We start from the raw sequence: 11826 nt of genomic DNA, 5'->3' as shown, positions 1-11826 counted from the left end.
GTGACAGCATAGCGCTATGGACAGTATATTGAACAGAGTTCGCTATATTGACCATTGATGTCGTGCTGGCACTGCCACCACCCAACAAAGGAGTTGTCGATGAATTCAGCATCCCCGAATCCCCCATCCATTCTCGGCGTGATCGGATTGGGCGCCATGGGACGCCCCATGGCTCGCCTGCTGGCAGCAGCGCACGGAACGGTCCGCGTGGCATCGAGCCGTCCCAAAGAATCTGTCCTGGCAGATCTGAATTCCGCATTGCCTGCCGGTGCTGGCCCCGGCAGCATTCTTTGGGCAGATGATCCTGCCCAGCTGGCCGCCGAATGCAATGAAATCCTGTTGATGCTCCCGGACTTGCCGCAAATCGCCCAGGCGCTCGAAGCGCCCGACGGCATTTTGGCCGGCCTCGAGCACCGCGATCCCGCGTCCCCGCCTTTGCTGCTGCTGATTGGCTCCACCTGTTCGGCACCCGGCGTGCGGGCCCTGGCAGATAAATTAGAGGCAGGCTACGGCGAGCGCATAGCGGTCGTCGATTCCCCGGTCTCCGGCGGAGAAGACGGAGCTACGCAGGGAACCCTGTCCATCATGCTCGGTGGCACTGGCGAACTATGTGCCCGGGCGGCGCAGGCGCTTGCGCCTTGCGGGACTCCGGTGCGCCTGGGCGAGCTCGGCGCCGGGCAGGTGGCGAAGGCCTGCAACCAGCTGGTGGTGAGCGCCACGATCTTTGCCCTGGGCGAAGCTTCGGTGCTGGCCGAGCGGTCCGGGCTGGATCTTGAATCGATGTGGAACCTGCTGGGCCACGGCTATGCCGCCTCGCGCTTGCTCGAAAGCCGGCAAGATCGGCTGGTCAGCGGGGATGATTCGCCGTCGGGGGCGATTAAGTACATGCGCAAGGATCTGGCGGGGGCTCACGAGATCGCAGAATCCACGGGCACCCATGCCGTCCTGCTTCCGGTGTTGCGCCAGGCGATCGACGAGGTCATTGAGGCCGGGCTGGGCGACCGGGATATTTCGGTCACCAAGCGCTTCATCTCCGGGCGCTAGGGGCTCGCCCTACCAGACTGTCTCGAAAATTTCGGCCTCACGGCTCTCGACAAGGGGACGAAAGTTGAGCGACTAATGGTTTAGGAAACTCCTATTTCCCAAATCATGTAGCGGCGACATTTACTTCACTGAAATACAGAGCTGGTACAACGACTAAGCTAGTGCACAAAGGACCAATTGGCACCTATACGTTTCCAATAACTGGCTCACCAGCAAGGAGACGAAACCACTTGGAAGGACCATTATGACCAGTTCTCCATCGGAAAACCTCAACGAAGACGATGTCATCGAAGACGAACGGAGTACTGTCGAACGTCAGCGAAGTGAGCTCCGGGACTTTGTCTCGTCGCTCAGCCCAGATGACATCAAATCCGGTGGATGGTTCACAAAGTTATGCGCCCAATCCTTGAAGGCATACACAACAAAGGTGGATGCAAAGTATTTCCAAGAAAAGTACCAAGGAGTTCCTGCAATTGCCGTCGTTGATCAGAGAATCAAGATGGCTAGCAGGTACGCCGCCATTGAAGGAGGCCTTTCCGCGGGTGCATACACCACCACGATCGCTGCAACAATCGGGACTTTAGGAGGAGCCTCGCCTGCGACTGTGCCTGCCGCGATTGCGACTGTCATGGTAGACGTAGCCTTTATCACGCAGCTCCAGCTTCGGCTCGCCTATGACATTTCAGTGCTCTACAGAGTTCCGTTAGATATTGCGGATCCTGAAGACATGTGGAAATTAATCCGCGTAGCTTTTACCATCAAGGGCGGTGAAATTGCCCGTGAGGGTGTGGTGAAAATTGTTCCCGCCATGATCCGGCCACTGGTCAAACGTTTTTACTCAAAATCCGTATTAACCGCGGCGAAGAGCCTTCCTATTGTTGGAAAGTTCTTGCTGAAACGCAATGTCATTAAGATTGGCCTTCCACTTGTGGGAGTTCCCCTGGCCGTTATTATCAATCGATACACAACACTGGTTGCAGGCCGTCATGCAGAATCCGTCTTCCGAAATGAAGCTCGAATTATTGAAATCGCCCGGCGTTTAAGCGAGCGCACTACCCACCCACGGTTGCTCTTGTGGGTGGCATGGTTAGTGATAATGGCAGACAATACAGTTTCAGATGATGAGGCAATGTTGATTCGCCATCTTGTGGTATCCATTCGAAAACATCACGACGTCATCGATGAAGGCTTCGCAAACATCGTTGACATCGATCCTGACGACGTCTGGCAGCTCATAGATATTGAAACCGGCGATTTCAGTGACGTCGTTGATGCCGCCACTAAGGTGGCAAATGTCGATTCTTCCATGAACCGTGAAGAGTCAGCGGTAATCGCTAAACTACTCGATCGAATTAGACATACCCAGATTAGCGACTAGTGGTTGCGCTCATTCTTCGTGCTTTGCCGTAAAAGAACGGGCGCTAGGCTCCGGCCACCAAGGCTTTCACGGTGGCCACCACGGCGCTGGCCACCTGGCTGATTTCGTTCTCCTTGGTGCCCCGGGTGAAGGACAAGCGGACCGCGGTGTGCGCGAGCTGCTCGTCGTAACCCATGGCGGTGAGCACCGGCGAGGGGTCGGTGCTCCCCGCAGAGCAGGCCGAGCCTGAAGAGCACAGCACTCCGCGGCGTTCCAGTTCAATGAGCACCGTTTCCCCTGCGGTGCGCGGGAAGACAAAGGAAACAATGCCGCCGATGCGTTGCTCGCGATGGCCGGTGAGCTGGACCAATCCCGGGGCTACCGCCTCCAGCTCCCTGGTGATCCTGTCGATCAGATAGTTCCCATAGCTGTCTCCGGCCCCTTGCTGGCGCTGTTCGGCGCAGAGCTGGAGCGCCCGGGCAATGCCAACGGACGCGGCCGGATTTTCGGTGCCAGAACGCTGGCCTCCTTGCTGCCCGCCGCCGTGCAGCAGCGGGAGGACCTCGCACCGGTGGCTGATGTACAGCGCGCCGCTGCCTTTCAGCGCACCGATCTTGTGCCCCGACAGGCTCAGCACATCCACGTGCGAGGCCAGCTCAGCCAGGTCCAGCCAGCCGGCGGCCTGCACCGCATCGGTGTGCATGAGCGCCCCGGCATCATGCGCCAGTTGGGCCAGTTCCCTGATCGGCTGGATGGTGCCCACTTCATTGTTCACCGACATCACCGAGACCAGGGCGACCTGGTCGTCAATCAGGTCTTTGGCGGCGCGCACATCGACCATGCCATATTCATCGACGGGGATCAGCTTGTGCGTGAAGCCATGGATTGCGGCCAGGTAGGCGCAGGCTTCCATCACCGCAGGATGCTCGATGGCGCTGCTGAGGACCACTTTGCCCCGGGGGTTGGCCAGGGCACCACCGATCACCGCGGTGTTATCCCCTTCGGTTCCGCCAGAGGTGAAGTAGATTTCACCTTCGCCAACACCCAGCTGGCCGGCCACCTGGGCCCGGGCCCAGTCATTGGCCCGTTTGGCTTGATGGCCCAGCTCATGGCGCGACGCGGGATTCCCGAAGTTGCTGGTGAGCAGCGGCGTGACCAGGTCGAGCACTTCCTGGCGGGGCGGGGCGGTGGAGGCCGCGTCCATGTAGATCATGCAATAACCATATCCAAGCCCAGGTCGATGGCCCGCACCGAGTGGGTGATGGCGCCACTGGAAATGATGTCCACGCCGGTTTCGGCAATGGCTCTGGCGGTGCTGGCGCTGACGGTGCCGCTGGCCTCGATGATTGCCTGCCCGCCGATCAGCTCGATGGCGTCCGGGATGTCTGCCAGGTCGAAGTTGTCCAGCATGATGATGTCCACCTTGGCCGCGAGGACCGCGGGGATCTGCTCGATCCGGTCAACTTCAACTTCCATTGCGGTAGTGTGCCCCAGCCGGGCGCGCACTGCCTCCAGGGCGGCGGTGAGCTCTTCGCCTTCCCCGAGCAAGGCCAGGTGGTTGTCCTTGGCCATGAAGGCTTCGGAGAGGTTGTCCCGGTGGTTCACTCCTCCGCCGCAGCGCACCGCATAGCGCTCCAGGACCCGCAGTCCCGGAGTGGTCTTGCGGGTATCGGCAATCCGGGCCTTGGTATGCGACACGAGGTCAACCAGCTCGCGGGTTGCGGTGGCGATGGCGCTCATGCGCTGCAGCAGGTTCAGTGCCACGCGCTCGGCGCTGAGCACCGATGCTGCCGGGCCTTCGACCTTGAGCAGCTCATCTCCCGCCGCGAACTTTTCGCCGTCCGCGACCAGCTGGGTGACTTCGATGTCCTGATTCAGCGTTGCCATGGCCCGGGCAAAGACCAGGCCGCCGGAGAGCACTCCCGGTTCCCGCGCGCTGACCACGGCCGTGGCGCGGGCGTCCACCGGCACGATGGTGTCTGCGGTCAGGTCCCCGCGGGGATGGTCCTCGGCAAAGGCCATCGCCAGGATGCGGTCGATGGCGGCCACAGGCACCGGATGGATTGGCTGGTTCACGCGTGTACTTCCTTGTTTTCAAGCTGGCGGATCATCGGCTGCGCGCTATCGAGCACCCAGCCGTAGCGAACGATGTTCCCGGCATTGTCCTGGCTGGCCGCGTCCACCCGATGGTGGGCGCCCAGGGACTGGGTTCGTTGTTTCGCCGCATAGGCGATCATCCGTGCGCAGGTGTAGAGGTTGTCCAGTTCAACGAGCGCGCGCTGGTCCTGGGCTACCGGCGCACTGGCATCGAGCACCCTGATCAGCTGTTCCGCTCCTTCGCCGGTGCGGTAAACGCCCAGGTGCTCGCTGGCCAGGGATTGGAGCTGCGGCAATTCCAGAGGAGCCTGGGCCTGCACTGCGGGCAGCTGGCCCACCACGAGTTCGCCGATGCCGCAGGCGCGCCCTGGAGCATCGGCCCCCATGGCGTTCACGGCATTGCGGGCGAAGACCATGGCTTCCAGCAACGAATTGCTGGCCAGCCGGTTGGCGCCATGCACCGTGGTGTTCGCGCATTCGCCGGCGGCATAGAGCCCCGGGATGCTGGTGCGCCCGCGGGTGTCGGTGTGGATCCCGCCCATGGCATAGTGCTGGGCGGCCACCACCGGGATCGGGGCCAGGGCCATGTCCAGCCCGGAGGCCTTCAACCGTGCGGTGATTGACGGGAAGCGGCGAGCCAGGAACCCGGCGCCCTTCAGGGTTTCCACCGCTCGGGCGTCGATGAAGACCTGGTGGCCTGCCTGGTACTGGGCGTGGATTGCCCGTGCGACAACATCCCGGGGCGCAAGATCCGCCCGTTCATCCAGCTCGAGCATGAACCGCTGGCCCAGCTCGTTGACCAGCACCGCTCCCTCGCCGCGCACAGCCTCGCTGATCATCCCGGCCTGCGGGTGCAGTTGCGGGTCAACCAGGGTCGGGTGGAACTGGATGAATTCCAGGTCGCTGATCACGGCGCCGGCGCGAGCGGCCAGTCCGATGCCGTCGGCGGTGGCCCCCTGCGGGTTGGTGCTCGCGGCATACAGCGAGCCCAGCCCGCCGGTCGCCAAGAGCACCGCGTCGGCATACAGCTCCAGGGAACGATCCCCCTGTAGATAGTGCACGGTTCGCCGGTGGGCACCGGCAAAGTCCAGATCCACCACCAGCGCGTTCTCGATGACGTCGATCAGCCCGCGGCGCTCGGCCGAGCGCACCGCCGCGGTCAGGGCGGCCACCAGCCCGGCACCGGTGGCATCCCCTCCGGCATGCAGGATGCGGTGGGCGCTGTGCGCCGCTTCGAGGCCCAGCTGGTAGTTCCCGGAGGCGTCCTTGTCGAACTGCACCGCGTGCTCTTCGAGCGTGTTCACCAGGCCTGCTGCCGAAGCGCAGAGTTCCTGGACTGCTTCTGCCCCGCCGTGCCAGGCTCCGGCACGCAGGGTGTCGGCGACATGGCTGGCCACGGCGTCCCCCGCGGCTTCGCCTTGCGCGGTCACGGCTGACAAGCCGCCTTGGGCGCAGGAGCTATTTCCGTCGCCCAGCTGCTGCTTGGTGAGCAGGATGGCCGGCAGGCCGAGGCGCACCGCCTCCAGGGCTGCGCATAATCCAGCGACGCCTGAGCCGATAATTGCCAGCGTTCTTGGGCTCATGGCTTGGCTGCCAGCATGCGCTCCAGGGCAATTTTCGCGTCGCCCTGCTGTTCGGCAGGCACGGTGATCTGGTTGACCACCCGCCCGGCGACCAGTTCCTCGAGCACCCAGGCGAGGTAGCCGGGGTGGATGCGGTACATGGTGGAACAAGGGCAGATCACCGGGTCCAGGCAGAAAATGGTGTGCTGCGGGTACTGGGCTGCCAGGCGGTTGACCATGTTGATCTCGGTGCCAATGGCGAAGACCGTGGGCTCGGTGGCAGCGGCAATGGCCTTCTGGATGTAGTCGGTGGAGCCGGCCGCGTCCGCGGCATCAACCACCTCCATGGGGCATTCAGGGTGCACGATCACCTTGACGCCGGGGAATTCCTCGCGGGCCTTGGTGATTTGCGCCGGGGTGAAGCGCTTGTGGACAGAGCAGAATCCGTGCCACAAGATCACCTTGGCATCCTGCATGGTCTGCGGATCGTTTCCGCCCAGTTCCTTGCGCGGGGTCCACATCGGCATCTGTTCCAGCGGCACGCCCATGGCCTTGGCGGTGTTGCGCCCCAGGTGCTGGTCGGGGAAGAACAGCACCCTCCGCCCGCGCTCAAAAGCCCACTCCAAGACAGTGGCTGCATTCGATGAGGTGCAGACCAATCCCCCGTTGCGGCCGACAAAGGCCTTGAGCTCTGCCGAGCAGTTCATGTAGGTCACCGGGATCACCGGCATGCGGCCGTCGTCTTCTTCATCCGCGTACAGCGCGGTGAGCTCATCCCAGCAAGCCTGGACGCTGGGGCCGTCCGCCATATCAGCCATGGAGCAGCCGGCGGCGAGGTTGGGCAGGATCACCGACTGGTCATCGCGGCTGAGGATATCGGCGGTTTCAGCCATGAAGTGCACACCGCAAAAGACGATGGCTTCGGCTTTGTCGCGGGTCAAGGCGGCATTGGCCAGCTGGAAGGAATCGCCGACGAAGTCCGCGTACTTCACCACTTCATCGCGCTGGTAGAAGTGCCCGAGGATCACTGCCTTGTCGCCGAGGGTTTCCTTGGCTGCCAGGATGCGGGCGTCAAGCTCGGCATCGCCGGCCTTCAAGTACTCTTCCGGGATGGAGCCTTGCACCGGGTAGCCTGCTGGAACTTCGTCTTCCTGGGAGGCACCCGGCCCGTATCCTGCCGGGGTATCCCATGGGTTGGCGGCGAGGTCCGTGGAGCAGGTGGAGCCTGGGGCCAAGAGGTTCAGCCGGGTGATGTTCTGTGCGACAGATTCGTTGCTGCCGGTGAGTTGGGTGCTCATGGGTTGTCCATTTCATGCGAATAAGGGTTGAAGCGGGTGGAAAGTTCTAGGCTTGCGCTGGGTCGACTTCCAGCGGGTCGGGGCCATGGCCTGCGTAGCGATAAAGGCGAGGCGGGCGGTGCTGCCCGCCGGCAAGGTATTCATCGGTGGCCTCGATGGTGGCGGTATTTTTCAGCGTGCGCCGGAAATTTGCCGGGTCCAGCCTCCTGCCCAGGATGGCTTCATAGACGCCACGCAGGGCGGCCAGGGTAAATCGCTCCCCCAAGAGTCGATGCGCGATTTGCCCGTATTCAGTTTTATTGCGCAGCCGCCACAGCGCGTAGTCAACAATCTTGCGGTGATCGAAGGCCAGCTGGGCAATGCCCGGATCATCGATATCGAACCAGGCCACGTTCTCGTCCTGGACCGTCGCCCCGACCTGGTCCGCATTGAGCAATGCGAAGTAGGCGATAGTTACCAGTCGATGGGTGGGCGACCTGTCGATATCCCCGAAGGTGTAGAGCTGCTCGAGGTAGCTCGGCCGCAGGCCGGTGGTCTCGGCCAGGTTCCGCCCGGCTGCCTGGCCCAGGGATTCGCGGGCATCGACCGGCCCTCCGGGCAGTGCCCACAATCCTGCGTGCGGTTGGCGAATTCGGCGCACCAGCGGCAAGCAGAGCTTGTCCGGGCCGCCGTCCTGCCCTTCCCTGATGCCCAGGATGACCGTCGAGACGGCCAGGGCAGGTGGGAGGTTGCGGCGTTCGTTGACGTTCGCCCATCCCGGTGCCGATGACATGTTCTTCCTGCCTCATTTCCACTGCGCCGAATATCGTTAGAGTCATTGTGACATTAAGTCGTTGGCGACACTAACCCCGGTCCTGGAATCAAGTCGTGATGGCCTATGATCTAAGGCATGACACTGGATCTGAATCTTCGAGTGATACGCGCAAACGCCGAGGTGAGTGGCCCATCCGCGCTGTTCATCCACGGCTTCGCCTCATCCGGCGAATTGAATTGGGAGCGTTCTCGATGGCTGAAATATTTCACTGATGCCGGACGCAATGTACTGCTCGTGGATCTCCCGGGACATGGCAACGACCCCCGGCGCAATGTCGGAAGCTGGGCGCCAAGCCAGATTCGCCAGGCACTGGCCGCCATCGTCATGGAATTGGATGAAGGACCCGTGGACGTCATCGGCTATTCGCTGGGATCCCGCCTCGCCTGGGAGTTCGCGGCGTTCAACCCCGACTTGGTGGAGCACCTTGTCATGGGCGGCCCCGGCGCCGCAGACCCGTTGGCCGCGTTCGAGCTGGCCCAGGCCAAGGCCAACGTCGCCACCGGCGAGCCGATCAACGATGACTACACCGCGACCATCATGAAGATCGCTGCCGCGGAGCCGAGCAATGAACTGGCGGCCCTGTTTGACCTGATTGAAGCGATCAAGACTGAACCCTACGATCCCGCTGCGAAAGTCCCCTCCGCGCCAACGCTTTTGGCAGCTGGCGACCAGGACGATCTGGCAACGACGATGCCGCGCTTGCGCCGCCTGCTCAAGGATGCGGGCACGCCCAACGAGGTGCTGTGGCTGGCCGGACGCAATCATGCCAATGCGGTGACCAGCCGCGAATTCAAGGAGAAGGCGCTGGCTTTCATGGAAAGCTGAGACAACCTAATGCAGTTTCCAGACAACAGTCGACTAAAGCGGAACGTACATCAGCAAGGTCAGGTCCGGAGCCTCTGCCGGGGTCAGGTTGTGCTGCTCGTATTTGGTCAGCCCTTTGACGGGGTGGCGGAAGAGCCGCTCTCCCGTTTGGAAGCCCGCGACATCCCGTTCATTCCAAATGGCTGCGAACTGCGTTGAAGCTGCCGAGACTCGCGCGACAATTCCCGTTTCTCCCGAAGGGCTGAGCCATCCTCTTGTTTCGGCACGGAAGCTGCCGACAAATCCGCGGCTCTGCTTCTCCCAGTCGGGAAGCATGTCGCGCAGCTGCGCGTCGGTGAAGACCAGCCACAGCAAGTTCCGGTCCTCGGCTTCCACGGTGCTGATCCGCGGATACAGCTGGGCGTATTCGGCGTTCCAGCCGATGATGGCCCAGTCGGCTGAGAGCAGGAAAGCCGGGAAATCCATCACGTCCAGCAAACGCTGCAAGGCAGGGGTCATGGCACTGGATTCTTCCGGTGCCACTTCGCCGTGCCCGGCCAATGACAAGAGATAGCTGGTTTCTATGGCGCTCAGGCGGAAAAGGCGTGCAAGCGACTGCATCACCTGGCGCGAGGGGTTGATGTCCCGGGCCTGTTCCAGCCACGTGTACCAGGTGGCGGAAACCCCGGCCAGGGTGGCGACTTCTTCGCGGCGCAAACCGCGCACCCGGCTTCGGCCAACCTCCGGCAATCCGTGCGATGCCCTGTCGGCACGTGCACGGCGGTCCTTGAGGAATGCCGCCAATTCCTCGCGACGGCGCTGACCTGCGTTCATAACCAAACCTCATTATCATGGTAGTAGTACTACTAGTATCGTCACCGTCTGGGTTTGGGAACAAAATTGTGGTGAGATTTTAAAATGACCACACTTCGTTCACACACCGTTACCCATGGCCGCAATATGGCCGGCGCCCGCGCACTGTTCCGCGCAGCCGGCGTTAATGGCGCAGATCTTGGCCGCAAGCCAATCATCGCCGTGGCCAACAGCTTCACCGAGTTCGTTCCCGGGCACACCCACCTGCAGCCGGTAGGCCGCATTGTTTCCGAAGCCATCGAGGCTGCCGGCGGCATCCCCCGCGAATTCAACACCATCGCCGTCGATGATGGCATCGCCATGGGCCATGGCGGCATGCTCTATTCGCTGCCCTCCCGCGATCTCATCGCGGACTCCGTGGAATACATGGTCAACGCCCACTGCGCCGACGCGCTGATCTGCATCTCCAACTGCGACAAGATCACCCCGGGCATGCTCATGGCCGCACTGCGCCTGAACATCCCTACCGTCTTCGTCTCCGGTGGTCCGATGGAAGCCGGCCGCGCCACCTTGGTCGATGGCACCGTGCGCACCTTGGACCTGGTGGACGCAATCTCCGAAGCAGTGAACGAAAACGTCTCCGACGCAGACCTGCTGCGCATCGAGGAATCGGCCTGCCCGACCTGCGGCTCCTGCTCCGGCATGTTCACCGCGAACTCGATGAACTGCCTGACCGAAGCCATGGGCCTGTCGCTGCCAGGCAACGGTTCCACGCTGGCCACCCACACCGCCCGCAAGGACCTGTACCAAAACGCCGGCAAGGTGGTGGTGGACATCGCCAACCGCTACTACGGCGAGAACGACAATTCGGTGCTGCCACGCAGCATCGCCACCGTCGAAGCCTTCGGCAACGCCATGGCCCTGGATATCGCCATGGGCGGTTCCACCAACACCATCCTGCACCTGCTGGCCGCGGCCCGCGAGGCCGAAGTGGACTTCGGCCTGGATGAAATCGACGCGGTCTCCCGCCGCGTGCCATGCCTGGCCAAGGTAGCTCCCAACGCTGCCGGAGGCGGCAAGATCTACTACATGGAAGATGTCCACCGCGCCGGTGGCATTCCTGCCATCCTCGGCGAATTGCGCCGTGGCGGACTGCTGGATGAAACCGTCCACACCGTACACGCCGCCACCATGGGCGAATGGCTCGACGAGTGGGATATCCGCGGCGGCAGCGCTAGCGAAGAATCCCGCGCCCTGTGGCATGCTGGCCCAGGCGGAGTGCGTTCTTCCACCGCCTTCTCGCAGTCGGCCCAGTGGGAAACGCTGGACACCGACTCGGAAGCCGGCTGCATCCGTTCAGTCGAGCACGCCTACTCCAAGGACGGCGGCCTGGCCGTGCTGCGCGGCAACATCGCCGTGGACGGCGCCGTGGTGAAGACCGCAGGCGTGGACCCATCGATCTGGACTTTCACCGGCCCGGCAGTGGTCTGCGAATCACAGGATGAAGCAGTGGAGAAGATCCTGAACAAGCAGGTCAAGGAAGGCGACGTAGTTGTCATCCGCTATGAGGGCCCCAAGGGCGGTCCGGGCATGCAGGAAATGCTCTACCCGACGTCATTCCTCAAGGGACGCGGCCTGGGCAAGTCGTGCGCGCTGATCACCGACGGCCGATTCTCCGGCGGCACCTCGGGCCTGTCCATCGGACACGTCTCGCCCGAGGCAGCCTCCGGCGGCATGATCGCGTTGGTGGAAGACGGGGATACCATCTCCATCGACATCCCGACCCGCGAGCTGACCCTGAACGTCTCCGAAGAGGTCTTGGCCGAACGCCGCGAGCGCTTGATCGCGACCACCGGCTACCGCCCTGCAAGCCGCGAGCGCGTGGTCTCCCCTGCGCTGCGTGCCTATGCAGCCATGGCATTGTCCGCAGACAAGGGCGCAGTCCGCGACGTTGACCGCGTGGAGCGCGCACTGCGCGAAGCCGACGAGCGCGAAGCCGCCGCGGCACGGGCTGGCGCTCAAGCCTAGTTCAGTGCC

The 11826-nt window shown here is 62.7% G+C and carries 10 protein-coding genes; 4 read left to right on the top strand and 6 right to left on the bottom strand.

Annotation, left to right across the window (positions count from 1 at the left end; all coding sequences use genetic code 11):
* Positions 1–99 precede the first annotated feature (99 nt).
* Both AOZ07_RS07045 and AOZ07_RS07040 read left to right on the top strand, forming a co-directional pair.
* Entirely contained in the window at positions 100–1044 is a 945-nt protein-coding gene (locus AOZ07_RS07045; RefSeq protein WP_060701361.1) for an NAD(P)-dependent oxidoreductase, read from the top strand.
* Positions 1045–1288: 244 nt separating this feature from the next.
* Positions 1289–2422, top strand: a complete 1134-nt coding sequence (locus AOZ07_RS07040) for a hypothetical protein (protein WP_060701360.1) — start codon at positions 1289–1291, stop codon at positions 2420–2422.
* Positions 2423–2465: 43 nt separating this feature from the next.
* Here AOZ07_RS07040 and AOZ07_RS07035 read toward each other — a convergent pair whose 3' ends face one another.
* The 5 genes from AOZ07_RS07035 to AOZ07_RS07015 are packed head-to-tail and all read right to left on the bottom strand — an operon-like array spanning position 2466 to position 8130.
* The gene (locus AOZ07_RS07035; protein WP_060701359.1) at positions 2466–3614 is read right to left on the bottom strand and encodes a cysteine desulfurase family protein; all 1149 of its coding nucleotides are present in this window, start codon (positions 3612–3614) and stop codon (positions 2466–2468) included.
* On the bottom strand, positions 3611–4477 hold the full coding sequence (gene nadC, locus AOZ07_RS07030; RefSeq protein WP_236995285.1) for a carboxylating nicotinate-nucleotide diphosphorylase: 867 nt from the start codon (positions 4475–4477) through the stop codon (positions 3611–3613). The genes AOZ07_RS07035 and nadC overlap by 4 nt, the downstream gene beginning before the upstream one ends.
* Complete coding sequence (locus tag AOZ07_RS07025) at positions 4474–6081, bottom strand: L-aspartate oxidase (RefSeq protein ID WP_060701358.1); 1608 nt, start codon at positions 6079–6081, stop codon at positions 4474–4476. Before AOZ07_RS07025 ends, nadC begins: the two co-directional genes overlap by 4 nt.
* Complete coding sequence (gene nadA, locus AOZ07_RS07020; RefSeq protein WP_084793164.1) at positions 6078–7358, bottom strand: quinolinate synthase NadA; 1281 nt, start codon at positions 7356–7358, stop codon at positions 6078–6080. Before nadA ends, AOZ07_RS07025 begins: the two co-directional genes overlap by 4 nt.
* 46 nt (positions 7359–7404) lie before the next feature.
* Positions 7405–8130, bottom strand: a complete 726-nt coding sequence (locus AOZ07_RS07015; RefSeq protein ID WP_060701357.1) for an NUDIX hydrolase — start codon at positions 8128–8130, stop codon at positions 7405–7407.
* Between the two features lie 117 nt (positions 8131–8247).
* On the opposite strand from AOZ07_RS07015, the gene AOZ07_RS07010 reads away from it, so the two are divergent.
* Complete coding sequence (locus AOZ07_RS07010; RefSeq protein ID WP_060701356.1) at positions 8248–8997, top strand: alpha/beta fold hydrolase; 750 nt, start codon at positions 8248–8250, stop codon at positions 8995–8997.
* A 33-nt stretch (positions 8998–9030) separates the two neighbouring features.
* On the opposite strand, the gene AOZ07_RS07005 is transcribed toward AOZ07_RS07010, so the two are convergent.
* The gene (locus tag AOZ07_RS07005) at positions 9031–9810 is read right to left on the bottom strand and encodes a helix-turn-helix transcriptional regulator (RefSeq protein WP_060701355.1); all 780 of its coding nucleotides are present in this window, start codon (positions 9808–9810) and stop codon (positions 9031–9033) included.
* An 84-nt stretch (positions 9811–9894) separates the two neighbouring features.
* On the opposite strand from AOZ07_RS07005, the gene ilvD reads away from it, so the two are divergent.
* On the top strand, positions 9895–11817 hold the full coding sequence (ilvD, locus tag AOZ07_RS07000; RefSeq protein ID WP_060701354.1) for a dihydroxy-acid dehydratase: 1923 nt from the start codon (positions 9895–9897) through the stop codon (positions 11815–11817).
* The last annotated feature ends 9 nt before the right edge of the window (positions 11818–11826 follow it).

Source organism: Glutamicibacter halophytocola, from assembly GCF_001302565.1.
Lineage (GTDB): Bacteria > Actinomycetota > Actinomycetes > Actinomycetales > Micrococcaceae > Glutamicibacter > Glutamicibacter halophytocola.
Note: the sequence above shows the minus strand (reverse complement) of the source record. Positions and strands in the feature narration are given on the sequence as shown.